The organism is Cognatishimia sp. (genome assembly GCF_049116455.1).
Lineage (GTDB): Bacteria > Pseudomonadota > Alphaproteobacteria > Rhodobacterales > Rhodobacteraceae > Cognatishimia.
In genome coordinates, this window is sequence record NZ_JAGDYW010000003.1 from 1,017,559 (window position 1) to 1,042,733 (window position 25,175).

Below are 25,175 nucleotides of genomic sequence, written 5' to 3' on the forward strand. Positions count from 1 at the left end.
ATTTAGGTGCTCTCAAACGGAAGACGATCGCGTTTTCGCTGTAGTTCGAAGTGTCCAAGGGGCGTCCAGCCGACCAGAACAGTTTCAATGCCATCGACCTTCAATGCCGAACGCAGCGTGCTTTCAAAGACCGGACGATCCTTCTTTGCCAATGGGGCGACATCAATCGTGATCTGACCGCCTAGGCCGCGCATGCGAAGCTGCCGTGGCAGATCCCGTGCTGCCGCCAAATTGGCCTGGAGTGATGCGGCCGGAGATGTATCACGTCCGGTATTCACATCTACCGCAACCAACGCGCGCGTTGGCTCGACATACATGAAAGCGCCACCTGATAGCTGCACGCGAGGATTGGACAAATCGTCGAGCGCATCCAGAACACCATGGGTGTCAAATGAGCCAGGATCCGTAACAACTTCTGCTGGTTCGATCCACTCACGCCATGCAAGAACATGTGGGCCGTCACCATCTGATAGCTTTTCAGCAGGACCGGTGGTCTCGCTCATAATCGCAGCTGCCATGTCTTCCATAGAGGCGATGTCTTCGGCGATCTCATCGACCTCTTCAGCGGTACAGCAAGAGCGCAGGATTAGCCCCATATCACCCTCTTGCATCACCCCATGTGCGATGCCTTTCAACGTATCGCGCAACTCATCATCTTTGATCGAGCGGCTCACGTTCAGACCAGGTGAATCCGGCGTGACAATTGCGTAGCGGCTTTTAAACAGCACTTTCTGCGTGACAGGAATGGCTTTGCCATCCTCAGCGTAGCCTGTAACCTGAACCAAGAGCGGTTGCCCCGGAGACAGTCCTTTCACCTGACGCAGAAAGACATTGCCATCAGGGGTCGACAAAAACATGCCGCCCTGCCCTTTGACTGGCCGATCTGCGATGGCGCGATAGATCGAGCCAGGACGGGGCGCATCATTGTCGATCAGAAAATCATGCAGTTTGCCATCCACCATCAGTGCAGCCGCTTCGCGGCCGTTCAGATGGTCGAGGATGATTTGACGCCCTTTCATGGCATCTCCTTATATAGCGGATAGCCCGCTGCATTGAGCAGCGCTGCGGTTTCAGCCAGTGGTAGGCCCACAATACCCGTAAATGATCCACTGATCCACGGAATGAAAGCACCAGCCGGACCTTGGATGGCATAACCGCCTGCTTTACCCTCCCAGTCGCCGGTTGCGAGATAGAAATTCAACTCGTCATCAGACAGGCGTTTCATCTTGGCTTGGCTCACCACATCGCGCTGCCAGAACTGATCACCACGTTTGAGTGCAACAGAGGTGATAATCCGGTGCCGGCGGCCACCCAAAGCGATTAGGAATTCGGCGGCCTCAGCGGCATCCGCAGGCTTACCCATGATACGGCGGCCAAGCGCCACGGTGGTATCAGCGCAGAGCACGATATCATCCGTATCCGCTTGAACGGCAGCAACCTTTTCCCGCGCGATGCGGCTGCAATAATCTTTGGGAAGCTCGCCTTTCAAAGGCGTTTCATCGATATCGGGGGGGCGAATATCATCCGCCACAACCCCGATTTGTACCAGTAATTCACGACGCCTTGGGCTGCCTGAGCCGAGGATCAGTTTCATATCACCAAACCTGCAAACAGCCGCAAAAGCGGGATTACTTAAAGCGGTAGTTGATCCGACCTTTGGTCAGATCGTACGGGGTCATTTCGACCTGTACTTTGTCGCCTGCGAGAACACGAATACGGTTCTTGCGCATTTTACCTGCCGTGTGCGCGATGATCTCATGGCCGTTTTCCAGCTCGACCCGAAATGTCGCATTTGGCAGGAGTTCCTTTACGACGCCGGGAAATTCGAGCAGTTCTTCCTTGGCCATGGTCTCTCCTTCACAAAACACCCGTCTATTACGGGCGATCCCTTAAATGAGTGCAATTCAGTTGATTTACAAGCGTATTTTACGGATTTCTCGGAAATATGAACGCTTTGTCGCGCTCAAATCCCCATTGGTCTTGTCTGCGGTTTAATCTGCTGCACCCCAAGCCTCTCGTAGACGCTTTACGATCTCGTCTCGAGAGATGCGATATGAGTCAAGTTTCGCCTCGCGGGTTTCGCCTTTGCCGGTTGGATCAGGGATCGGCCAAAATTGCAGATCCATATGAAACCAGCGTGTCAGTTCTTGCGCTTTTGCGTGGCTTGCGGGTGTCAGCGCAACGACCAGGTCAAAGCTTGAAAGCTGTTCACCAAGCTCTTCCAACTCTTCAAATGAACGGCTGCGATGGCGCGACAGCTCTACACCAATTTCTTGGCAAACAGATATCGCGAACCCATCAATTTCCAGATCATTTTTGATGCCAGCGGATTGCACATAGGCATCCGTGCCATAAAGTTGCTTCATGATCCCTTCAGCCATAGGCGATCGGACAGCATTATGATCACAGCAAAAGAGCACCGACTGAGGGAGGTCGAAAGCCATCTCTTACCCTCCGAAATGAAGTACGCAGATCAGAGTAAACAGGCGACGAGCCGTGTCGTGATCGACATCAGCCTTATCCTCAAGCCGTTCAGCAAGGATACGTGCGCCTTCATCGTGAATACCGCGTCGGGCCATATCAATGGTTTCAATCTGGCTTGGCGGCATATTCTTTACAGCATCAAAATAGCTTTCGCAGATTTGCCAGTAATCTTTGACAACCTGCCGAAACGGGGAAAGGGACAAATGAAACTCTGCCGCCTTGTCACCCTCATTGGTTGCAATGTCAAAAACCAATCGCTTCTCACGGATCGCTAATTCAACAGAATAAGGCCCGTCCGGAATCGGACGGTCATCGCGCTTTGGCAAATCAAAGCTGTTTTTCTCAATCAGATCAAAAATCGCCACGCGACGTTCCTGTTCAATCTCAGGCGTCGGCGGTGGCAAATTGCGATCATCGATTTCGATGCGGCTGATATAGCTCATGGAGCAACCCTTACCTCTGTACGTTAAAAACAGGTAGCCTAAGACAGTGGATGCGGCAATGCGGCATGGATACACCCGTATTATTGCGGGACAAGTTCGCAACGGGTCAACCATAGACCGAACTGAAGAATACGGAGAAACCATGAAGGATTACGGCGTCTTTTCGCTTGAAGGTCAGCGAGCTTTGATAACAGGCAGCAGTTCGGGACTGGGCTTTGCAATTGCAGCATTACTGGCTGAAGCAGGTGCAAATGTCTGGATCAACGGGCGTGATTCGAGCGCTGTGCAAGGCGCGGTAAGTTCAATTGGACCCAAGGCGCATGCTGCCGTCTTCGATGTGGCGGACGAAGCCGCGCGCAACAAAGCCATCCAAAACATCGAAACCGCTGGTGGGCTTTCGATCCTTGTGAACAACGTCGGTATGCGCGATCGGCGATCTTTACAGGCCTTTTCCGCGACCGATGTTGAAAATCTCCTAAAGGTTGATCTGATGGCCCCTTTTGCCTTGGCGCAACTTGCGGCAAAGGGCATGGCATCGCGCAGATATGGGCGCATCGTAAACATCACTTCGATCGCTGGGTTGATCGCTCAGGCCGATGATGCGGTCTACACAACAGCCAAAGCCGGATTAAACGGTATGACCAAAGCTATGGCTGCTGAACTGGGCACCAGCGGGATCAACGTAAATGCGGTCGCGCCGGGGTTCTTTCGAACAGAACCAAATGAAGCGGCATTTGCCGATCCGGCCATTCAGAACCGCCTCGAGATGTCTTCATCTCTAAAGCGATGGGGCATGCCCGAAGAACTGGCCCCAGCGGTGCTTTTCTTAGCGTCCCCAGCGGCAAGTTTTGTCACAGGGCAGATCCTACCCGTCGATGGGGGCTTCACCGCACATTACTAGCTTATTTTTCGTTCAATGCTTCCAAGCGCACCAGAACGGACAGGCCATGCGCTTCTAGGCTCTCGCTTTCTGCCAAAATGGCAGCAGCGGGACCAATCGCCTTCAGACTGCCAAGTGTCATCTTTGACAGCGTGGTGCGTTTGAGGAAGTCCATCACCGAAAGCCCTGAGCTGAAGCGAGCAGATCGCGCGGTCGGCAGGACGTGGTTTGGCCCACCGATATAGTCCCCAATGGCTTCAGGTGTGAATTGGCCAAGGAAAATCGCGCCAGCGTGGGTGATTTTTTCTGATAGCGCATCAGGATCCGCCACGCAGAGCTCCAAATGTTCGGGCGCAACACGATCTGACAGACGTGCTGCCTCGTCCAGATCAGAAACAGTGATCACCGCACCAAAATCACGCCAACTTGGACCAGCAATCGCGCGACGCTCTAAAGTTTCAAGTCGCTTTTCAACGGCCTCTGCAACTTGTTGACCAAAACCCGCGTCGTCCGTAATCAGGATCGACTGCGCACTTTCATCATGTTCAGCTTGGCTTAACAGATCTAGCGCGATCCAGTCCGGGTTGTTGTCTTTATCCGCGATAACGAGGATTTCAGACGGACCCGCGATCATATCAATGCCGACTTTTCCAAATACACGGCGTTTGGCAGCTGCCACAAAGGCATTGCCCGGCCCGGTGATCTTATCAACCGGAGCAATGGTTTCAGTACCATAGGCCAGCGCAGCCACAGCCTGTGCGCCACCGATGCGGTACACTTCATCAACGCCTGCCAAGCGTGCAGCAAGTAGAACCAGTGGGTTTACGATACCGTCCGGTGTTGGAACCACAATCGCAAGACGTTGCACGCCTGCGACCTTCGCAGGAATTGCGTTCATCAAAACCGATGAAGGGTAACTCGCTAGTCCACCCGGTACATAAAGCCCTGCTGCAGAGACAGGTGTCCAGCGCCAGCCCAATGTGGCACCGCTTTCATCTGTCCAGCTTTCGTCAGATGGCATTTGGCGTTCGTGATAGGCACGAATGCGTCCTGCAGCCAGTTCCAGAGCCGCGCGTTCTGCTTCGGATACTTCTGCGCAATAGCGATCCATTTCAGCTTCGGAAAAACGCATGGTCTCCGCCGAAAGCTCAAGGCGATCAAATTTCGCTGTCAGCTCAAGGACCGCCGCATCACCGCGCGCGCGCACGTCGGCGATGATTTCGGCCACAACCGCATCCACATCCGGGCTATCTTCGCGCTTTGCGCCAAGCAGGCTGGTGAACTGGGTTTCAAAATCCGCATCTTGCGTGTTCAGAAACTGGGGCATGTGGCTCTCCTTTGCGTCGCTCTTAGCGGGCAAAGCGCCAAGCCTCAAGTATTACTAGGAATAAGCTGCTTTTGCATCGGCTGACCTGCTGTTGTGTAGCAAACAACAGGTGCGCCTTCGATACTCCAGCCCTTGGCCGAATAAAAATCCTGAGCAGTTTTCGAACTGACCAAGCGCGCGGTCTGAATTCCCGCGAGCCGCATTTCAGTTTCCATATGTTGCAACAAGGCAGAGCTATGCCCCTGCCCTTGCGCCTCGGGAGCCACGTAAAGCAACTGGATCATCCCGTCACTTGTGTAACACCCCACGGCAGCGATCTGCTCCTTTGAAAGGCTAAGACACAGCGAGGCATCATTATCCAACCACTTCACAATGTCAGCTGGCGTTTTATTTTCTGTCCACCCTGCAATGTGGCGCGGATCATTTTGGTGATCTGCGACACATAGGTCCGTGATCGAGCGGATCAGCAGGCTGCTGACCTCATTTGCGTCTTCAGCCTTGGCTTTGCGAATAGTCATCGTGTTATGCGCAGCCCCCTAGGATAAAACGGCAAACTCCGGTTGAAACATCAAATAACAATGCCAGCCTCGGTTATGCCCTCAAACCTCGTGGTCAGGAACCTGTTTTGATGGCGCAATGTAAGGGCGCGTGACGTCTTTCAAAGAAAGCTCTAGCGCTTCGACTGATAGTCGTATCGCGCCATCCCCTGCCAAAGTCACGGTGACGTCACCGGCCTGGCTTTCAGAACCTTCATAGTCCACCGCCAGCACCGACAGGATCATGTCCTTGTCTGAACGATCCACACCTTGGCTTGCCACTTTCTGTACGTTTTCGATGACCAGCAATGATTGAACCCGCTCCACATCGCGGCTGCGACGTTCAGCGTTGTCACGATCTTCCCAACGAAACCGATTGAGCAGAATAGCAAAGCGGCGCTCTTTTGCGCGCCATGTCATTTCAGTGACCGGAAACACAGCATCCTGCACCAATGCAGAGATCACTTTCAGATCTTCACCATCCAGCGCACCAAGGTTCAGCGGTGCTTCGCGACCATCTTCAAAACGTGCGTCTTCGCTCATACGCCATCCACCCGTTCAATCAATGCACCTACGTTGCTGAGTTTTTCCTCAAGGCGTTCATATCCGCGATCCAAGTGATAAACGCGGTTCACCTGCGTCTCACCCTCTGCAGCCATGCCTGCAAGGATCAAAGACACAGAGGCACGCAGATCGGTGGCCATCACAGGCGCACCTTTCATTTTTTCGACGCCGTGTACTGTCGCGGTACCTCCAGCAACTTCGATATTGGCGCCCATGCGGATCAATTCAGGTGCGTGCATAAAGCGGTTTTCAAAGATGGTTTCTTCCAAAACAGAGGTGCCTTCTGCAAAGCACATCATCGCCATGAACTGCGCTTGAAGGTCGGTTGGAAAACCAGGGAACGGCGCGGTCGCCACATCCACAGCTTTCAAACGCCCCCCTGGATGGCGCACTTTCAGACCCAGATCTGTTTCGGTAATCTCAAGCCCGGCTTCTTCCATTTTGTCACAGAAGGCTGCCAGCAAATCCCGGCGACCACCAAGACACTCGACCTCACCGCCAGCAATGCCAGGGGCTGTCATATATGTGCCAAGTTCAATCCGGTCTGTGATTACGCGGTGCGTAGTGCCGCGTAGGCGATCAACACCACGCACAACCATTGTCTCGGTCCCTGCGCCTTCAATGTCAGCACCCATTGCGATCAAACAATCTGCCAGCGCCTTTGTATCGGGTTCACGCGCCGCATTCTTGATGACCGTAGTGCCTTTCGCCAAAACGGAGGCACACATAATGTTTTCAGTTGCGCCTACGGATGGGAAGGGGAATTCAATCTCTGCACCCTTCAGATCACCGGAGGCATGCACATATCCATCTTTCAACTCAACCTTCGCGCCGAGCTTTTCGAGGCCCGTCAAGTGAAAATCTACTGCCCGCGCGCCGATGGCACAACCACCCGGCAGAGACACAACCGCCTCGCCTGTGCGGCCAATCAGTGGGCCAAGCACATTGAAAGATGCACGCAGTTTGCGCACCATATCGTAATGGGCGAGATGAGACGTCAGATTAGACGCCGAAAAGGCCAGCGTTCCGCCTTCATTCAGGCGGCCAATTTCAACACCCAAGCTTTCCAGCAGCGTCGAAAGTGTCGCAACATCAGAAAGACGCGGAACATTTGTTAGGGTCAAAGGTTCTTCTGACAAGAGCGAGGCACACATCAGTTTCAGGCAGGTGTTTTTTGCACCTGCGATCGGGATTTGGCCTTTCAGTGGGCCGTTGCCTTTTACAAGAATCGAATCCATTTACTCTTATCCCTTGTCCTGCTTTTCTGCCTCAGAATCCTTCGCATCAACGCTGCGCGCCCGTGCCTGCGCCTTACGGCGGCCCATATTGGCCTTCAGTGCGGCCTTCAGCCGGGCTTCGCGTGCATCTGCCTGTATGGCTTTGCTTGAGGATGATTTATTGCTCTGCATTTACTTTCCATACATGAGCTAAAAAAAACATTCCAGACACCCTTGCGCGGGGAAAGTTTTGAGTCTAATCACCGCGCACATGCCGGGGTAGCTCAGTGGTAGTAGCGCGTCATTGGTAATGACGAGGTCGAGAGTTCAATTCTCTCTCCCGGCACCACTAAAATCCGTCAATTTATTTGCCCATAATGCACCCACTTGGTTTTGGCTAAGTCAATCTGTGCGATTCCCTGCGCATCGCCATTTGCCAGGATGGAAAATCCACGCAGCGCAGTGCACTATCTCTGAAATACAGATCATAAATATTGACCCTAGTAGGTGGACTAAAGCGCATGAGCTTGCAGGCATCACTCAGAACCGCAGTATTTGTTGCCATCACATCCGTTCTGGTGGCATGCACCACTCCGCCCCCACAGGTAGAACGAAGCCGTGTGGATGAACTATCACAGGCCATTCAAGCGCTTTCGCCAATGGTCAGCGTGGAAGAGGCTGAGCGAGCGGCTGCCATCGCCTATGACTACCCTCTGACTTTAGCTGAACGCTACGAGATCACGGATCCGCCCTTGGTTCACAATACTAAGGTCAACATGGGCGTACGGCCACGCGGTTTGTGCTATCACTGGGCCGACGACATGGAATTACGGCTGGCGCAGGAAGGTTTTGAAACTCTGGACTTGCACCGCGCCATCGCTAATTTCGAAACCCCTCTGTTACTAGAGCACTCGACGCTGATCCTATCGGCCATGGGCGACGACATGTTCCAAGGCATTGTCTTTGATCCCTGGCGTAAGGGTGGCCAATTGGTCTGGGTCGCGACGCTGGATGACCCCAGATATGATTGGCATCCGAGAGCTGAAGTCTTTGCCTTTAAAAGGAAAAAACGGGAATCCACTGACCAATGAACGATCATTGTAAAGACCGCCTTAAGCCCAAGTGGGGACTAAGTTAACAGGCCGCCATCAACCGATAAACGATCTGAGCGGTGGTAAAATCCCAAGCCGCATTGCCGTCAGGTGCCAATTCGACCACATCAAGCCCAACGCAACGCCGCCCTTTAAGGGCATGCTCCACCAAGCGCAGCGCTTGGTAGTACCCCAATCCACCAGGAACTGGCGTACCCGTGGCTGGCATTTGACTGGGATCGAGACCATCCACATCGAAGCTGACATAGATGTCTTCGGGAAAATCGTCTGGCAGGTCAACTTCGTGAACGTTCCCAACAACCAGCTCTTCGGCGTCTCTGTAAAAAACATTGTTCGCTCTTCGGCTGTTTTGTTCCTGCTGACACAAGGCACGAACACCAAATTGCGCGAGGCGTATTCCTTCTTGGGAAAGAAGATGCATCACCGAAGCGTGGCTGTGTTTGTTGCCTTGGTAAGCCACCCTCAGGTCGGCATGGGCATCGATTTGCACGATCCCGATCGGCTTATTAAGGGCACGTGCAACGCCTATGACCGCCCCATAAGACAGTGAATGCTCGCCGCCCAACGTGACCGGGATCTTTCCTGCTTCAACAGCGGATTGCGTGCGTGCAGCGATACGCTCCATCACGTCAGGCAAGTCCCCGGTGCAATCTATGGGCGCTTCCGTCAACACACCTTCCAAGCAAGGTTCCTTGCCAACCGTGATGCGTTCAAGCTCATTGGAGGCCTCGATAATGGCAGCTGGCCCGTTTTCTGTCCCAGACCCATAAGAGACTGTGCGTTCCAATGGCACGGGGATAACGCGAAACTTCGCGTGCTCTGTGCGCTCGTCATCAGTAAGTTCACTGTCCAGAAAAATGCTCATGACAGGCGTCCTTTGAAATCGTCGTAGTTGAATTCGCGGATCATTTTCAATTCATCCGTGCGACTGTCCCAAAGCGCGATGGATGGCAGCGGAACACCATTGAAAGTATTGGTTTTCACCATCGAATAATGCGCCTGATCAAGGAAGGCGAAACGCTGCCCGATCTGAAGGGGTTTGTCCCAAGTGTAATCACCAATGACATCACCGGCGAGGCAAGACGGACCGCCCAATCGGTAGGTCGCGCCCTCATCCACTTCACCTAGCAAAGCCGGACGATATGGCGCTTCGATCACATCAGGCATGTGACAGGTTGCCGAGATATCCGTGATCGCTATGTTTTTGTCATTGGAAAATGTGTCGATGACCTCGCCGACCAGAATGCCCGCATCCAATGCAATGGCTTCGCCCGGTTCTATGATGACGTCTATCTCGTACTTGGTGCGAATGTCTTTTAGCAAATAGATCAAGACATCACGGTCGTAATCGGCGCGCGTGATGTGATGACCACCACCAAAATTGAGCCATTTCAATTGCTTAAAATAGGGCAGCAGCTTGTATTCCACCGCGGACCAGACGTGCATCAAGGGTTGGACACCTTGTTCGCAAAGCGTGTGGATGTGGATGCCATCGACGCCGTTCATATCCTCTGGTGTAAGCTGGCTGATGGGTGTGCCGAGCCGAGAGCAAGGCGCTGACGGGTCGTATTTTGCAACCTCGCCCACAGAATATTCCGGGTTGATACGCAGACCGACTTGAACACCTTCGGCTTGGCATTTGGCGAGGAAGCGATCCTTCTGCGCGGGGCTGTTGAAGATCACGTGATCTGAAAGCGCGATGATCTCATCGATGTCGCTGTCTTTGTAACCGGCGCAGAACGTCGCTACCTCGCCACCATATTCTTCACGGGCCAGACGCGCCTCATAGATACCGCTGGCGCAGGTTCCGGGCAGATACTGGCGCACCAGTGGTGCGAGTGAGAACATCGAGAAGGCTTTGAGGGCGGCCAGAACCGATGCTCCTGACCGATCAGAAATGTCTTTGAGGATCTGTAGATTGGCTTCGACCTTGGAGGCATCCACGACAAAGCAGGGGGATGGGACGCGATTGAGGTCGAAGTCCTTGAAGGCTCCGGGATCGCCTGCTTGGGTGGTCATCATGTCAGACATCGCGCGCCTCTTGACTTGGTTGGGGTTGGCTGGGGGCCAGCCCCCAGACCCCCGGAGTATTTTGGGAAAGATGAAAGGGCGGTTTTGTAGAGCCCTTTTCAAGGCTTAAAAGTCGACCGGACCGTCGAGTTCGTGGACCTGCCATGGCAGGCCGTGTTCGTTCAACATATCCATGAAGTCATCTGGGTCGAGCTGTTCCATGTTCCACACACCCGGTTCTTTCCAGTTGCCTTTCAGGAGTTGCGCCGCACCGATCATAGCTGGCACGCCTGTGGTGTAGGAAACAGCCTGCGAGCCAACTTCTGCGTAGCATTCTTCGTGGTCGCAGATGTTGTAGATGTAATAAGTCTTTTCGCCGCAGCCGTCTTTGGCTTGGCCCGTCGCGATGTCGCCGATGCAGGCTTTGCCTTTGGTCAGAGCACCCAAATCACCCGGATCAGGCAGCAAAGTTTTCAAGAACTGGATCGGAATAATCTCCTTGCCGTCGTGCATCACCGGATCGATGCGGGTCATGCCGACGTTTTGCAGCACGGTGGCGTGCATAATGTAAGCGTCACCAAAGGTCATCCAGAAACGCGCGCGTTCGATTTCCGGGAAGTGCGTGGAGAGGCTTTCCAGCTCTTCATGGTACATCTGGTACATGTTCTTTTCGCCGACCCCCGGGAAGTCGAATGTAACTTTGTTGGTCAGGGCTGGGCTGTGCTGCCATGCGCCGTTTTCCCAATGGCGGACCTCGGCCAGAACTTCGCGCAGGTTGATTTCCGGGTTGAAGTTGGTCGCGAAAGCCTGGCCATTGTCGCCGCCGTTTGCATCCAGAATGTCGATCTGGCGAATGGTGTCGAGCTTATGTTTCTTAAGCCATGTCGCGAACACAGATGTCACGCCCGGATCAAATCCAGAACCGAGGATCGCGGTCAGGCCAGCCTCTTTGAACTTGTCTTGATAGGCCCACTGCCAGTGGTATTCGAACTTTGCCACATCTTCAGGCTCGTAATTCGCCGTGTCGAGGTAATGACAACCCGCTTCTAGGCAGGCATCCATCAGCACGAGGTCTTGATAGGGCAATGCAAGGTTCACCAGAAGCTCTGCACCAGTTTCTTTGATCAACGCCACGGTATCAGCGACATTGTTCGCATCAAGCTGTGCGGTTTTGATGTCTACACCGATACGGTCTTTGACTGCGGCTGCGATCGCATCGCATTTAGATTTGGTGCGGCTGGCCAGCGTGATTTCGGTAAAGATTTCCGCGTTCATCGCCATTTTGTGAACAGCAGCGTGCGAGACGCCCCCTGCCCCAACAACAAGTGTTTTTCCCATGCTCATAATCCCCATAAAGTCCAAAGAGACAGGTTGTTATTCATAATAGGTGTAGCCGTTGATGGAGTCACGATAGGCACCCATCAACGTTTTGCGGTCTTTGGCTTTCAAAGCCCCGGTTGAAATCGCCTCGTCCACCATTTTGCGGAACTCAGCAACGCAATCCTGTGGGTCAAATTCAACGTAAGACATGACTTCGGAAATTGTGTCGCCCTCTTGTTCGTGCAACAGATCAAAACCGCCATCCGCGCGTAGGTCGATAGTCACGACGTTTGTATCGCCAAAGAGATTGTGCAGATCGCCCAAGGTTTCCTGGTAAGCGCCCACAAAAAAGACACCCATGTGGTAGGGCTTGTCTTCTGGAAGGGTGTGCACGGGCAGGGTTGGCGCAACGCCATCTTCGAGGATGAAACGGTCGACTTTACCATCACTATCGCAGGTAATATCGGTCAGGACTGCGTGGCGATCCGGGGTTTGATCCAGCATCTGCAGAGGCACAATTGGGTGCAACTGATCGATGGCCCAGACGTCTGGCAGAGATTGGAACAGAGAAAAATTGCAGTGATAAATATCTGCGAGCTTCGTCAGTTGTTCTTCGTCAATTTGAATATCATCAAAGCCCGCGTGTTCTTTGATCCGCGCCATAAGGTGCAGATAAATCCGTTCAGCACGGGCCATTTGGCGCAGATCGATATAGCCGCGATGAAAGAGCGCGCGTAATTCGTTGCGATAAAAATTCGCGTCGTTCCAGCACTCCTGCAGCCGTTCGCCGGAAATGTATTCTGTGATGGCCAGCAAATCCGAGACCAGATGATGATCGCCTTCTTGGGCCGGTGGCGCAGTGGGCGCATCATAGTGCGTGGCTTCAAGTACGTTGAAGATCAACATCGATGAGGTCGCAACCACAGCGCGCCCGCTTTCGGTCACCAGTGTTGGGTGTTCGATGTTGGCGGCGTCCATCGCGTATTGCACGGATTCAACGACATTGGTGCAATATTCGCGCATCGAATAGTTGATCGAGCTTTCGGTGGCACGTTTTTCGCCGGTGTAATCCACACCCATACCGCCACCCAGATCGAGGTGGGTCAGCGGCACGCCCTCTTGCGTGAGCTCGGTGTAAAAACGGCAGGCCTCGGTGACGGCGCGGCGCACATCATTGACGTCGGGTACCTGGCTGCCCAAATGGCTGTGCTGCAATTTAAGGCAATGCAACAGGCCAGCATCGCGCAGCTTGTCCACCATAGCCACAAGTTGATCCGTGTTCAGACCAAAGGCTGAACGGTCACCTGAACTTTTTTCCCATTTCCCAGAGATCTGATTGGTCAGCTTGACCCGCACACCAAGCATCGGATCGATATCGAGCTCCTTTGCGACCGAGATCACCGTATCAACCTCTTTCGGGCTTTCCAGCACGATGCAGGTGTTAAAGCCAAGCTTGCGGGACAGGATCGCCAGACGAATGAATTCTTCGTCTTTGATGCCGTTACAGACAATCAAGGCATCCCAAGACAGGCGATGCGCCAGCGCAATCACCAATTCAGGTTTAGAGCCTGCTTCAAGCCCATAATCATAGGGCCGCCCAAACTCGACGATCCGGTCCACGACCTGCGCCTGTTGATTGACTTTGATTGGGAAAACGCCGCGATATTTACCACGATAATCGACGCGTTTTATGGCCTCGTTAAAGCAATCATTCATGTGCTGGATTTCGTGTTCCAGATAAGACGACACACGCAGGATCATCGGCACTTGGATACCACGGTCATCCAGGTCTTCTAAAATAGCTGGCAGACTGACCGATGGCGCGTCAGGATTGAGCGGGTTTTTCAACCCAATCTCACCCTTATCATTCACGACGATGAGGTCCTTACCCCATTTATCAATGCCGTAGATGTCATGCGGCGCGGCATAAGTCTTATTCAATCAGGTGTCCCCCGAAACCAGCAGTTTAGCGTGATAGATGGCGCGGTTTATGCGCGTTTTATGATTCGTCCAAGTAGAATTTGGCAAGGTCTCACCAGACCAGTCAATCACGTCGCTGGTGTTAGCAAAGGGTCGTTTTTACATAGATCAATGCAGCAAATCAGAAAGCTGCTTTGCGCAGTCTTTCAAAAGGTCCACGCATTCCACGGCACGCGGTAACGGGAAGCGCTGTTCAGGAGCGTGCACGGAAAGCGTCGAGACCAGCCGACCATTGCCTTCAAAGACTGGCACGGCGACGGCTGTCATGCCTTCCATGAATTCACACCGATCCAAGGCATAGCCGACTTCGCGGACATTGCGGATTTCTTCGATCAAGGTTTCTGGACGTGTGATCGTCGCCTTTGTACGCGCTTCCATCGCTGTTGCGGTTGCGTAGTTCTTAAGATGACGATTGTCCAAGGAGCTCAGGTACATCTTTCCTGAAGCTGTGCAATAGAACGGGACACGAGAACCGATTGGCAGCTGAATACGCAACGGCCACTTGGTTTCAACACGGTCCAGGTAAATCATCGCATCGCGATCAGGCAGGGCGATATTGCAGGTCTCTCCGATTTCATCCGCCAATTTGGACAATACGGCCACGCGGGCGGTTCGGATGCGAAGAGAAGAAATAATACCAGTGGACATGTGTCTCAGGCGTAGACCTGGTGAATATCCACGTCCGTCGATTTCACGCTGAATGAAGCCTTCGGTTTCAAGTGTCGCAAACAATCGATGAATAGTAGGCTTGGGAAGGCCGAGGGTCTGGTTCACCTCTGTGGGTGTCACAGGAACCCCGGCCTTGGCCATGGCTTCCAGCACGAGCAACAAACGTAAATTTGTAGGAATTCCGTTTTCTTTGCTTGCACCGTCAGCCATCGCTACCCCCATTTATTATCGTTCCGTCCTTAACCCGACGCCGGGATCAACATTGTGGACAGCGCTGGAACCAGCGAGACAATGATCCATACCGCGAGCAGCGAGAACAGGTAAGGCACCGTGTAACGCAGCAAACGGAAATATGGTACCCCGGTCACACCCGACGCAACGTATAGGTTGAGTCCATAAGGCGGTGTGATGAAGCCAATCGATGCACCAACTAGGAAGATAACACCAAATTGCAGCGGATCCACACCAACGGAGTGGGCAATCGGAGCCAAGATCGGCGCCAGAATGATCGTCACAGGCAGAGATTCAAGAACCATGCCAGAGACGAAAACAATCGCCATGGCGGTAAAGAGAACCGCATAGTAGCCACCCATGCCACGTACAAAGTCACCGATGATTTCCTGCGCACCCATGCTGGACAGGTTCTGTTGCATCACAACAGATACTGCGATCAATGGAGCCAAGATGCCGGCGATTTGCGCAGACCGCATTGTGATCGAAGGTACTTCCAAAGGCGTGAAGCCTTTCACCACAAGATATTCTGCAACGCTACGTTCGCTAAAGTCGCGTTCTTCTGATGGGGAACCCATCATTTTGAAGACCGGCAGCGAAAGGAAGCCCACGATCAGACAGAAACCTACGGTCACACCCGCAGCTTCAGTCGGAGAGAACTTACCAGTGTAGATGCCCCACAGAACCAAGCCGATTGCAAAGAAGCCCAGCCATGCACCAATCGCGGTTTTGAACACGCGACCAAACTGAAGTTTGATCAGGTTGCCCCAACCGTTCATCGTACAGATGACAAAAGCGACCGCCATCATCGCGAAGACCATCATCGCACCTGGAATAATACCGGCCACAAAGAGCTCGGAGATAGGCAGGTTCAGCAAGAAGCCGTAAACGATGAAGATAATCGAAGGTGGAATGATGATACCAACTGTACCACCCGCCGCAGCAGTCGCCGCAGAGAAGCGCTCGTCGTAGCCACCCTTCACCATTTCGGGGTGGAGCATGGAACCAATGGTTGCCGTTGTCGCAGAGTTCGATCCTGAGATCGCCGCGAAAAGACCGCAAGCACCCAATGATGCCATCGCCAGACCGCCACGCAACCAACCAAGGCAGGCATAGGCAAAGTCTGAGAGACGTTTTGCAATCCCAGAACGGTTGATCAAGTCACCGGTCAGAATGAAGAGTGGCATCGCCAGAAGGGCAAAACCATCTGTAAAGACGTCACCCAAAGCAGCGCCCGTGTTGATCAAAGGCACGCCCAGCACAAAGCTGGTGCCAATCACCCAGTAGCCGATCACTAGGAATACCGGCACACCAAGCATAAACAGGAAGGTCACCCCAAGAGAGATGATTGTAATCCAATTTCCGTCAGTCATTTTACTGTCCCTTCCCTCAACCTTCGCCGATCGCAGCCTGCTTGATCAGCGGCTCACCGCTACGCAGGTTCTGGATGTCTTCTTGGTAGTTTTCCATGGAACGCGCTGTGATCAGCACGAAGGACAGCGGAACGCTGACAAGGAACCACCACTGCAGGACGTTGTCTGTCCCCAGCAAAATCTGGAAGTTAGATGCGGAGTTGATAGCAACCTGTGTTGAGGTCGTGATAACCACCCAAGAAAAGACGACCCACAGAACAAAATCCAACGTCAGGCAGGCGAACTGTAAAGTGCGTGGCATGTTGGTTCTAAATTCAGCGAAGGCCAAATGCGTGCGCAGCTTCACGTTATATGCGCAACCAAACCAGGTCATAATCAAGAACAAGAACGGTGGTATTGTTGTGGACCACGGAGCCTGAACTCCCAAAACAAAACGCCGAAACACTTCGACAAAGATGATGGTCCCGATCAATAGGTATGTGGATACCATGATCGATGATTCAAAATTTCGTTCAATCCAGGGAACTTTTTTATAGAGGAGCAGGAAGAACATCCCACCCAAAAGCGTAATTAGGGCCCCCATGACCCATGCCGCCGGGCCTTCAAAGGCCTCGCTCATCATCCAAGCATCGTTCGCAAACGTTGCACTGACGATTTCGAGCATATCATTGACGATAGTCATAATCCGTCTCCTCCCTGAGAACGAACCTAACGCAATTGTAAGTTGTCACTAGAGAAAAATGTGGCGGCAGAACACGATGTTCCGCCGCCAACGTTTAAAGTTAGGCTTTCCACCAACGACGAGGCTCGACGTTCTCTGCCAGCATGTCTGCAGGCACTTCACGTGCGACACGATGCAGTTCAGTGTAGGTGTCCATGCCACCTGCCCACTTGTTGATGCGGTCACGCCACTGTTCCCAAGCCGCTGGCTGGAACTCTGGAGAGCACATTTCTTCCGCCATTTTGATCTGGTCCTCTGCGAGGAATGCGTTGCGCACACCATGCTGAGCGAAGATCGTGTTTGGAAGTTGTGGATCAGATTGACCGACAGTCTTAACAAGAGCTGCTTCGTTCGCTGCTTGAACATGAACCTGTGCGAGGTAGGAAGATTCCATAACCGCATCTTGCAGATGACCGTCAAGACCGTCGAATGCTTTCGCAGACATCGCTGTGTGCTCTGTACCGCAGAAGAATTTCAGATCAACAGACTGAGAAACAACTGGAGACATGTTCGCATATGCAACCGCAGACGCCCATGTTTCCGCACCATCGATCAGACCAGTTTTCAAACCATCGAGTGTCTCTTCCCAAGCAACAGGAACTGGGTTCAGGTTCAGAAGCTGCATCGCGATGCGGCCCAGCTGAGTACCTGTCACACGGTTCTTGGTGCCGAACAGCTCTTCCAGTTTGGAAACAGTTGGCTTGTCTTTGAAGTTCGAACCCATTTGCAGACCACGAAGTTCACAGTGGCTGAAGAGGAACTTCAGGCCATGACGCTTCTCAAACGGATCACGCAGGATCGAGTTTGATTCTGGGCTGTAAAGGAAGTGGTACTGGGACGCGCGGCCTGGGAAGACATACGCATAGTCCAGAACGTTCAGATATGGCGCACCACCTGCAGAGTTCTGTGTGGATGCAGCATAAATGTCGATGATGCCGTTTTGCGCTTTTTCAACGCAGGACAGCTGACCACAGATTTGGTTGTCGCCGATGAATTCAACGCGGATTTCACCGTCTGTGCGTGATTCCAAATCGCGTGCGAATTCAAGACAACCTGCGCGCTCAATCAAAAGGTTGCGCTGGTTAAAGCCGGCAGCACCAAACTTAAGAGTGTGTTTAGCTTCTTTCGCGTAGCGTTTCTCGTAGGTCGATTCGACGGCTTTTGCCAGTGATGGCAAAGTCATCGCGCCGGTGAATGTGCCCGCTGCAAGCAGCGTAGACGACATACCGTATTGACCTGCGAGCTTAAAAAGATCGCGACGCGAAATCCCGCTGAGCTTGTCAGATACTTTCATGAACTATCCTCCCTGTTCATTTTTGAGACTTGCGGTATCATTTTTATTGATTTATGAATCGATTGCAAGAAAAACATTCACTTGAGTTTATGCCACTGGGAGGAGCGCATGAGTCCTACGAAAGCCGATTACGTCGTTGTTGGTGCAGGGTCAGCGGGATGCGTGGTTGCGAACCGCTTAAGTGCGGATCCGTCCGTCAATGTAGTGCTTTTGGAAGCAGGCGGTCGTGACATAAACCCATGGATCCACATTCCTGTGGGGTATTTCAAGACCATTCATAACCCTACGGTTGATTGGTGTTACAAAACAGAACCTGACCCAGGCCTGAATGGACGTTCCATCGAATGGCCTCGCGGTAAGGTTTTGGGCGGCTCTTCTTCATTGAACGGCCTGCTATATGTCCGTGGTCAATCACAGGATTATGACCGCTGGGCTCAGATGGGCAACAAAGGTTGGTCTTGGGATGAAATTCTGCCGTTGTATAAGCGTGCAGAGAACAATGAACGCGGTGCGGATGAGTTCCACGGCGACGAAGGCCCGCTTTCTGTTTCAAACATGCGGATTTCGCGTCCTATCACCGATGCATGGGTCGCAGCCGCTCAAGCTGCAGGCTACCCATTTAATCCAGATTACAATGGCGCATCCCAAGAAGGTGTTGGGTTTTACCAGCTGACCTCTCGGAATGGACGCCGCTGCAGCTCTGCTGTGGCCTACCTGAACCCGGTTAAAGATCGGAAAAATTTAAACATTATCACACACGCCCTTGTGGAACGTGTCGAAATGGACGGCACCAAAGTCACGGGTGTCACCTACCGTGATCGTTCTGGTCGCTCGATCACCATCGATGTTGCGAAAGAAGTGATCTTGTCTGGTGGTGCGATCAACTCGCCTCAGCTTTTGATGCTTTCTGGCATCGGCGAAGCAGAGCAGCTGAAAGCCAATGGCATCGAGGTCAAAAAAGACCTCGCAGGTGTCGGCAAGAATATGCAGGATCACCTGCAGGCACGTCTTGTATACAAATGTAACGAGCCAACTCTGAACGACGAGGTTCGTGCGCTGCACCGGCAGGCGTTGATTGCGATGAAATATGCGATCTATCGCGCTGGCCCGATGACCATGGCTGCCTCGTTGGCCTGTGGGTTTATGAAAACGCGCCCAGAGCTGGAAACACCGGACATTCAATTCCACGTGCAGCCCCTGTCTGCGGAGAACCCTGGCAAAGGCGCTGATCCGTTCTCAGCCTTCACAATGTCGGTTTGCCAATTGCGCCCGGAATCTAAAGGTGAAATCAAACTCGCCTCCAAAGATCCGACGGTCTATCCGAAAATCCACCCGAACTATCTGTCCACTGAAACAGACTGCCGGACCATTGTGGATGGTGTAAATGTAGCCCGCAAGATCGCGCGCCATGCACCGTTGACCTCCAAAATTGCTGAGGAATATCGCCCAAGCGCCGATCTGGACATGGACGATTATGATGCGACATTGGATTGGGCGCGCAACAATACCGCCTCGATCTACCACCCGACAGGCACCTGTAAGATGGGTAGCGACAAAATGGCGGTTGTAGATGAGCGTCTACGCGTTCACGGCATCCAGGGTCTGCGTGTCGCGGATTGCTCCATCATGCCAGAGATCGTGTCCGGGAACACAAATGCGCCAGCCATCATGATTGGCGAAAAGGTCTCTGACCTTATTAAAGAAGATCAGAATCTGGCGAGTTGACCCCTCCCCTCGCCGGCTTTGCTGCCCTCTACCCCTTTCACTGAGTGCAGCTGCACCCCGACGTCATTGTCCACCGACGTCGGGGTGCTTTTATTTTGAGGATCACATTTATTTACATCGCGATTCCCCGCTTGTTTGAATCAAGACATGCAGCATACGTTAGCGCAAACAACGTCGGTGGAGTGCTCTTGCATGGTGACGCCTCAACGCCAATGGTTGGCGATTACAGCAGCTTTTATTGTCAACGGCGCTTTCTACGGAATTTGGGCGGCACGTATTCCCGCTGTCGCTGCGACATTTTCGCTATCCCATAATGCGCTCGGGCTGCTGCTTTTGCTGCTGGCGCTTGGGGCAATCACCTGTTTTCCCATTGCAGGGCGTATGGCAGATCGTCACGGCGCGCCGTTGGTCACGCGGGTTCTAACGCTTGGGAAAGCCATTTCAATGCTGGGGCTCGCCTTTGCTCCCAATATCTGGCTTCTGGCAGTGGCGCTTTTTGCCTTTGGCGCAAGTCATGGTGGCATGGATGTGGCTATGAATGCTTGGGGGGCTGATGTTGAACGCAAAGCTCGCCGGGCTTGGATGCCCAGTTTTCACGCAATGTGGAGCCTTGGCGCTGGTCTGGGCGCACTGTCTGGCTATTTCGCCGTGTCAGCCGAGTTGGATTATGCTTGGCATTTTCTACTAACCGCGCTCGTTCTGCCGGTTTTTGGCTTCTGGGGCATGCAGATTCCATGGAAAACCGAAACCAAGGTGACAGATCAAAAGGCATCTTTGTTCCCGATTCCCAAAGGCATGTTGCTCTTGGTTGGCGTTTTTGCCCTTTGCACCACGCTGGGTGAAGGCGCGATTGCCGATTGGAGCGCCATCTACCTCATTGAAATCGCACTGGCTGAGGAAGAAATCGCCCCAATGGGTCTGGCGATATTTTCAGGCACAATGGTCGCCATGCGTCTTGCAGGTGGCTTTGTTATTGCAGCCCTTGGGACAACGAAGTCCGCGATTGGCAGCGCCATCATGGCCATCATCGGGACCGCAACCGCCGTCTTTGGCGGCTCTGTTGTGGTGATTATTTTGGGCTTTGCAATCATGGGCTTTGGTTATGCTTTAGCCATGCCAATTGCATTCAGTCGCGCAGGCAATGACCCCCATGTGCCGCCTGCGCAGGCGATCGCGAGCGTGGCCACACTCGGTTATGGTGGCATCCTACTGGGCCCGCCAATTATCGGCTTTTTGTCAGAATGGGTCTCGCTGCGCGGTGCTTTCGGGGTGCTTCTGGCCCTTGCCATCCTGATGCTGATGATCGCGCCAGCTGTTCAGTCCACGCCCGCAAAAGAATCAGAACCTGCCTAAGTTGCTTTTTCACTTACGCGCTGGATAAGCTCCAAAACCCGGGGCCCCAAGGTTTCGACAATCTTTGCCACCCCTTCGGGATTGGGGTGAATGCCATCTGCCTGCATAAATCCTTGCACCTCATTTGGATCCAAAGACCCCAATCCCTCCCAGAAGCTCGGCGCATAAAGCGTTTCAAACTGGGTCGAGAGATCCGGGTAAATCGCGTCAAAGCTTTCTTTGTAGTCCTGACCATAATTGCCCGGGGCCTGCATTCCAATCAGCAGGACATCGACATTCTGTGCGCCCGCCACATCAAGAATCCCCTCGATATTGGCCCTCGATGTTGCAGGATCAATTCCACGCAAAACGTCATTGCCTCCTAGGGCCACAATCATCGCGTCAACTTCTGGCGTCAGTGTCCACGCAGCTCGTGCAAGCCCACCCGCCGTCGTGTCCCCCGAAACCCCTGCATTCACCAATGCAACCTCTGCCCCGGACTCGGTCAGCCATGCCTGCAGTTGAGGCACAAACCCATCTTCGACATGGAGCCCATAGCCCTGCGTCAGGCTATCGCCCAAAGCCGCAATTGTGATTGGTTCTGCAAAAACCGCAGTTGTTGTGAGCAAAAGCGCGGCAGCCGTCTTGCTGATTGCGCGGCATACCCCATATTGGCGAGTAAGATTGATCAACAGGCGAACTCCATGGATACGATCCTTTCCCTTAAAGATGTGCGTTTGGCGCTAGAAGGCAATGCCGGACTTGTCGAAATTTTACATGGCATCACACTCGACGTGCAAAAAGGCGAGACTTTGGGCATGGTTGGCCCATCTGGATCGGGAAAATCTTCGCTTCTGATGTTGATGGGCGGGTTAGAACGCACAAGCGGTGGCGAAATCACCGCCCTTGGCCAAGATCTGACATCGATGAACGAAGACGCGCTAGCGCGCTTCCGCCGTGATCACATGGGCGTGGTGTTTCAAAGCTTCCATTTGATCCCAACAATGACCGCGCTGGAAAACGTCGCAACGCCGCTTGAACTTGCCGGACATAAAGATGCGTTTGAACGCGCTGAAGCCGAGTTGGAAGCCGTGGGACTAGGCCACCGTGGCGATCATTATCCAGCGCAAATGTCGGGCGGTGAACAACAACGTGTCGCTTTGGCTCGCGCCTCTGCCCCGCGTCCGCAAATCCTGCTGGCGGACGAACCTACGGGAAACCTAGATGGAGCCAATGGTGCTGCCATCATGGAACTGCTCTTTGGACTTCGCGACCGGCACGGTGCGACCTTGGTTTTGGTGACTCACTCCAACGAACTTGCAGGACGCTGTGATCGGGTTGTGCGACTGCGCGATGGGCGCATTGACGATATGCGAAAGGCTGCGGAATGAGCTTTCGCACTGCCAGTAAATTTGCCCGCCGCGAGTTACGCGGTGGCCTGAAAGGTTTTCGCATTTTCCTAGCCTGCCTGACACTTGGCGTGGCGGCCATTGCGGGCATCGGTTCGGTGCGTGAAAGCATTCAAGCCGGAATCAGCAGCCAAGGCACCCAAATCCTGGGCGGTGATGCGGAAATGGAATTCACCTACCGCCATGCCTCGGATGAAGAGCGCATCTGGATGGATGAAAACGCCAGTGCAATATCTGAAATAATCGACTTCAGATCGATGGCTGTGGTTACCCGAGAGGACGTTACAGAACGCGGCCTGACCCAAGTCAAAGCCGTAGACAACGCCTATCCACTGGTGGGTGAGGTCGTTCTGGACCCTGCAATTCCGCTCGAAACAGCACTCAGCGAAATTAATGGCCTACCGGGAGCTGTCATGCACCCGCTACTAGTTGACCGGTTGGCCTTAGAGATTGGTGATACCTTCACATTGGGCCAACAGGACTTCCGCCTGACCGCTCGGCTTGAAGGGGAACCGGATAACGCAGGTGGTGGTTTCGGACTGGGACCCAGAACCTTGGTTGCTACAAAAAGCCTTGAAAACTCGGGGCTCCTCGCCCCGGGCACCTTGTTTGAGACGCAATATCGATTGCTTCTTAAGGACACTACGGACTTGGAAGCCACCAAGGCCGAAGCAGAAGCGCGCTTTGAGGAAAACGGACTACGTTGGCGCGACAGCCGTAATGGCGCGCCAGGCGTTTCTCGTTTTGTAGAGCGCCTGGGCTCGTTTCTGATCCTTGTCGGGTTGTCAGGCCTTGCGGTAGGCGGCGTTGGTGTGTCCGCTGCGATCCGGGCCTATCTGGCCAGCAAAACGCCTGTCATTGCAACGCTCAGATCACTCGGCGCGGATCGCTCTACGATTTTTCTGACCTACTTCATTCAGATCGGCGTCCTCAGCCTATTGGGCATCGCCATGGGCCTGTTGCTCGGTGGAGTCGCACCAATTCTACTCGGCCCAATTATTCAGGCCGCCCTTCCATTGCCTGCCGTCGTGACCCTGCATCCGCTGCCGCTGATTGAAGCATCTGTCTACGGCCTTCTTACGGCGCTGATCTTCACACTCTGGCCGCTTGCTCGTACCGAAGACATCCGCGCCGCTGAACTCTTTCGCGAAGCGATGAATGCCGCAAAAGGCCTACCGGCCCTGCGATATCTCATCGCGACGGCAGCCCTTGTTGGGCTGTTGGTCGCTTCGGCCAGTTACTTCTCAGGCTCCGTCACGCTGACGCTCTGGACCACGGGAGGTATTGCAGGCGCGCTCATCTTGCTGACGCTGGCCTCGATGTTAATCCGCTGGATTTCACGCAAAACTGCCCCCCGCGCGCGCCGCCGTCCCGCTCTGCGCTGGGCACTTGCGGCGATCAGCAGCCCACGCGAAGGCGCAGCCTCGGTGGTGCTTTCATTGGGCCTGGGTTTGTCAGTTCTTGCCGCTGTTGGTCAGATCGACGGAAACCTAAGAAACGCGATTGCGCAGGACTTGCCGGGTGTCGCCCCAAGTTATTTCTTTGTGGACATCCAGCGTGATCAAATGCCGGGTTTTCTGGACCGTGTCGAAAACGATCCTGCCGTCAGCGAAGTCGAAAACGCGCCCATGCTGCGCGGCATCATCACCCAGATCAATCGCAAACCAGCAGCTGAAACTGCAGGAGATCACTGGGTGATCCGCGGTGATCGTGGTGTCAGCTACGCAAGCGCGCTTCCTGAAACGTCCACCCTAACTGCAGGTGAGTGGTGGAGCGACAACTACTCAGGTGATCCCCAAATCAGCTTTGCTGCCGAAGAAGCTGAGGAAATTGGCCTTAAGCTTGGCGACAGCATGACGGTCAACATCTTGGGCCGCGACATCACGGGCACGGTAACAAGCTTCCGCGACGTTGATTTTTCAACGGCTGGCATGGGGTTTGTTCTGGTGATGAACGAAGCTGCTCTTGTAGGGGCCCCGCATAGTTTCATCGCGACAGTCTATGCCGAGGAACAAGCCGAGGCGCAGATCTTGCGAGATATCTCAAACGCCTACCCCAATATCACTGCAATCCGCGTGCGCGATGCAATTGACCGCGTGACCGAAGTACTTGGCTCTATCGCCGCCGCAACGGCCTATGGCGCTGCTGCGACGCTCCTCACGGGTTTCCTTGTTTTGATTGGCGCAGCCGCCGCTGGCCAGCAAACCCGCACATATGAGGCTGCGATCCTAAAAACCCTTGGGGCCACACGCCGTCGTATCCTTCTTAGCTTCACCCTACGCGGAGCACTGCTTGGCGCAGCAGCGGGTATCGTTGCAATCGCAGCAGGTATCCTAGGGGGCTGGGCGGTCAGCGAATTCGTACTGGAAAGCGATTTCATTGTGATCTGGAGCAACGCACTGGCGATTGTCATCGGAGGCATCACAGCTACACTCTTGGCGGGTCTTGCTTTTGCAACGGGTCCCCTCAAAGCCAAACCTGCTGGCGTCCTGCGCACCGCAGACTAAGCGAACCCTGTTTCATCTTTTCTAAAATACTCCGGCCGTTG

The 25,175-nt window shown here is 53.7% G+C and carries 25 protein-coding genes and 1 tRNA gene; 7 read left to right on the forward strand and 19 right to left on the reverse strand.

All coding sequences use genetic code 11. The features are described from left to right. Positions 1–2: 2 nt before the first annotated feature. The 5 genes from JXQ85_RS10045 to JXQ85_RS10065 all read right to left on the reverse strand — a co-directional run bounded on the left by JXQ85_RS10045 (position 3) and on the right by JXQ85_RS10065 (position 2,927). Positions 3–1,019 (reverse strand): ribonuclease E/G, encoded by a 1,017-nt coding sequence (locus JXQ85_RS10045; RefSeq protein ID WP_421748763.1) that lies wholly within the window; start codon positions 1,017–1,019, stop codon positions 3–5. After that, on the reverse strand, positions 1,016–1,594 hold the full coding sequence (locus tag JXQ85_RS10050; RefSeq protein WP_421748764.1) for a Maf family protein: 579 nt from the start codon (positions 1,592–1,594) through the stop codon (positions 1,016–1,018). The genes JXQ85_RS10045 and JXQ85_RS10050 overlap by 4 nt, the downstream gene beginning before the upstream one ends. 34 nt (positions 1,595–1,628) lie before the next feature. Then, on the reverse strand, positions 1,629–1,847 hold the full coding sequence (infA, locus tag JXQ85_RS10055; protein ID WP_007205486.1) for a translation initiation factor IF-1: 219 nt from the start codon (positions 1,845–1,847) through the stop codon (positions 1,629–1,631). A 144-nt stretch (positions 1,848–1,991) separates the two neighbouring features. Further along, entirely contained in the window at positions 1,992–2,444 is a 453-nt protein-coding gene (locus JXQ85_RS10060) for a low molecular weight phosphatase family protein (protein ID WP_421748765.1), read from the reverse strand. 3 nt (positions 2,445–2,447) lie between these two features. Continuing rightward, on the reverse strand, positions 2,448–2,927 hold the full coding sequence (locus JXQ85_RS10065; RefSeq protein WP_421748766.1) for a UPF0262 family protein: 480 nt from the start codon (positions 2,925–2,927) through the stop codon (positions 2,448–2,450). Positions 2,928–2,985: 58 nt separating this feature from the next. On the opposite strand from JXQ85_RS10065, the gene JXQ85_RS10070 reads away from it, so the two are divergent. Beyond that, positions 2,986–3,828, forward strand: a complete 843-nt coding sequence (locus tag JXQ85_RS10070) for an SDR family oxidoreductase (RefSeq protein ID WP_421748767.1) — start codon at positions 2,986–2,988, stop codon at positions 3,826–3,828. 1 nt (position 3,829) lies between these two features. On the opposite strand, the gene hisD is transcribed toward JXQ85_RS10070, so the two are convergent. From hisD to JXQ85_RS10095, 5 genes are all read right to left on the reverse strand, one after another. Next, complete coding sequence (hisD, locus tag JXQ85_RS10075; protein ID WP_421748768.1) at positions 3,830–5,134, reverse strand: histidinol dehydrogenase; 1,305 nt, start codon at positions 5,132–5,134, stop codon at positions 3,830–3,832. Positions 5,135–5,178: 44 nt separating this feature from the next. Next, positions 5,179–5,652 carry a GNAT family N-acetyltransferase gene (locus tag JXQ85_RS10080; protein WP_421748769.1) on the reverse strand — a complete coding sequence of 158 codons (474 nt, stop codon included), beginning with the start codon at positions 5,650–5,652 and terminating at the stop codon, positions 5,179–5,181. Between the two features lie 81 nt (positions 5,653–5,733). Then, positions 5,734–6,213: a DUF2948 family protein gene (locus JXQ85_RS10085; protein ID WP_421748770.1), complete on the reverse strand. Its 480-nt coding sequence runs from the start codon at positions 6,211–6,213 to the stop codon at positions 5,734–5,736. Beyond that, a complete protein-coding gene (murA, locus tag JXQ85_RS10090) occupies positions 6,210–7,472 on the reverse strand; it encodes a UDP-N-acetylglucosamine 1-carboxyvinyltransferase (protein ID WP_421748771.1) in 1,263 nt (420 codons plus the stop codon). Before murA ends, JXQ85_RS10085 begins: the two co-directional genes overlap by 4 nt. 6 nt (positions 7,473–7,478) lie before the next feature. Continuing rightward, positions 7,479–7,643, reverse strand: a complete 165-nt coding sequence (locus JXQ85_RS10095) for a hypothetical protein (protein WP_421748772.1) — start codon at positions 7,641–7,643, stop codon at positions 7,479–7,481. 81 nt (positions 7,644–7,724) lie between these two features. Here JXQ85_RS10095 and JXQ85_RS10100 point away from each other — a divergent pair. Next, positions 7,725–7,800, forward strand: a tRNA-Thr gene (locus JXQ85_RS10100). A 172-nt stretch (positions 7,801–7,972) separates the two neighbouring features. Then, positions 7,973–8,542: a hypothetical protein gene (locus tag JXQ85_RS10105; protein ID WP_421748773.1), complete on the forward strand. Its 570-nt coding sequence runs from the start codon at positions 7,973–7,975 to the stop codon at positions 8,540–8,542. A 43-nt stretch (positions 8,543–8,585) separates the two neighbouring features. Here JXQ85_RS10105 and speB read toward each other — a convergent pair whose 3' ends face one another. The 8 genes from speB to dctP form a co-directional block, all read right to left on the reverse strand. Next, the gene (speB, locus tag JXQ85_RS10110; RefSeq protein ID WP_421748774.1) at positions 8,586–9,428 is read right to left on the reverse strand and encodes an agmatinase; all 843 of its coding nucleotides are present in this window, start codon (positions 9,426–9,428) and stop codon (positions 8,586–8,588) included. Beyond that, positions 9,425–10,594, reverse strand: a complete 1,170-nt coding sequence (gene nspC, locus JXQ85_RS10115) for a carboxynorspermidine decarboxylase (protein ID WP_421748775.1) — start codon at positions 10,592–10,594, stop codon at positions 9,425–9,427. The genes speB and nspC overlap by 4 nt, the downstream gene beginning before the upstream one ends. A gap of 105 nt (positions 10,595–10,699) precedes the next feature. Then, complete coding sequence (locus tag JXQ85_RS10120; protein WP_421748776.1) at positions 10,700–11,911, reverse strand: saccharopine dehydrogenase family protein; 1,212 nt, start codon at positions 11,909–11,911, stop codon at positions 10,700–10,702. Between the two features lie 36 nt (positions 11,912–11,947). Continuing rightward, positions 11,948–13,834, reverse strand: a complete 1,887-nt coding sequence (gene speA, locus JXQ85_RS10125) for a biosynthetic arginine decarboxylase (RefSeq protein WP_421748777.1) — start codon at positions 13,832–13,834, stop codon at positions 11,948–11,950. 147 nt (positions 13,835–13,981) lie between these two features. Beyond that, entirely contained in the window at positions 13,982–14,752 is a 771-nt protein-coding gene (locus JXQ85_RS10130) for an IclR family transcriptional regulator (RefSeq protein WP_421748778.1), read from the reverse strand. A 29-nt stretch (positions 14,753–14,781) separates the two neighbouring features. Next, positions 14,782–16,146, reverse strand: a complete 1,365-nt coding sequence (locus JXQ85_RS10135) for a TRAP transporter large permease (RefSeq protein WP_421748779.1) — start codon at positions 16,144–16,146, stop codon at positions 14,782–14,784. 16 nt (positions 16,147–16,162) lie between these two features. After that, positions 16,163–16,828, reverse strand: coding sequence for a TRAP transporter small permease (locus tag JXQ85_RS10140; RefSeq protein ID WP_421748780.1), 666 nt, complete (start codon positions 16,826–16,828; stop codon positions 16,163–16,165). A gap of 100 nt (positions 16,829–16,928) precedes the next feature. Then, a complete protein-coding gene (dctP, locus tag JXQ85_RS10145; protein WP_421748781.1) occupies positions 16,929–18,161 on the reverse strand; it encodes a TRAP transporter substrate-binding protein DctP in 1,233 nt (410 codons plus the stop codon). 108 nt (positions 18,162–18,269) lie between these two features. Between dctP and JXQ85_RS10150 the strand changes: the two genes are divergently transcribed. Then, positions 18,270–19,886 carry a GMC family oxidoreductase gene (locus JXQ85_RS10150; protein ID WP_421748782.1) on the forward strand — a complete coding sequence of 539 codons (1,617 nt, stop codon included), beginning with the start codon at positions 18,270–18,272 and terminating at the stop codon, positions 19,884–19,886. Between the two features lie 192 nt (positions 19,887–20,078). Further along, the gene (locus JXQ85_RS10155; protein ID WP_421748783.1) at positions 20,079–21,239 is read left to right on the forward strand and encodes an MFS transporter; all 1,161 of its coding nucleotides are present in this window, start codon (positions 20,079–20,081) and stop codon (positions 21,237–21,239) included. Here the strand turns inward: JXQ85_RS10155 and JXQ85_RS10160 are convergent. Further along, positions 21,236–21,910, reverse strand: coding sequence for an arylesterase (locus JXQ85_RS10160; protein ID WP_421748784.1), 675 nt, complete (start codon positions 21,908–21,910; stop codon positions 21,236–21,238). The genes JXQ85_RS10155 and JXQ85_RS10160 overlap by 4 nt on opposite strands. 12 nt (positions 21,911–21,922) lie before the next feature. Here JXQ85_RS10160 and JXQ85_RS10165 point away from each other — a divergent pair, with 12 nt between their 5' ends. Together JXQ85_RS10165 and JXQ85_RS10170 are read left to right on the forward strand one after the other, a co-directional pair. After that, entirely contained in the window at positions 21,923–22,609 is a 687-nt protein-coding gene (locus JXQ85_RS10165; protein ID WP_421748785.1) for an ABC transporter ATP-binding protein, read from the forward strand. Continuing rightward, a complete protein-coding gene (locus JXQ85_RS10170) occupies positions 22,606–25,134 on the forward strand; it encodes an ABC transporter permease (RefSeq protein WP_421748786.1) in 2,529 nt (842 codons plus the stop codon). Before JXQ85_RS10165 ends, JXQ85_RS10170 begins: the two co-directional genes overlap by 4 nt. Positions 25,135–25,175 lie beyond the last annotated feature (41 nt).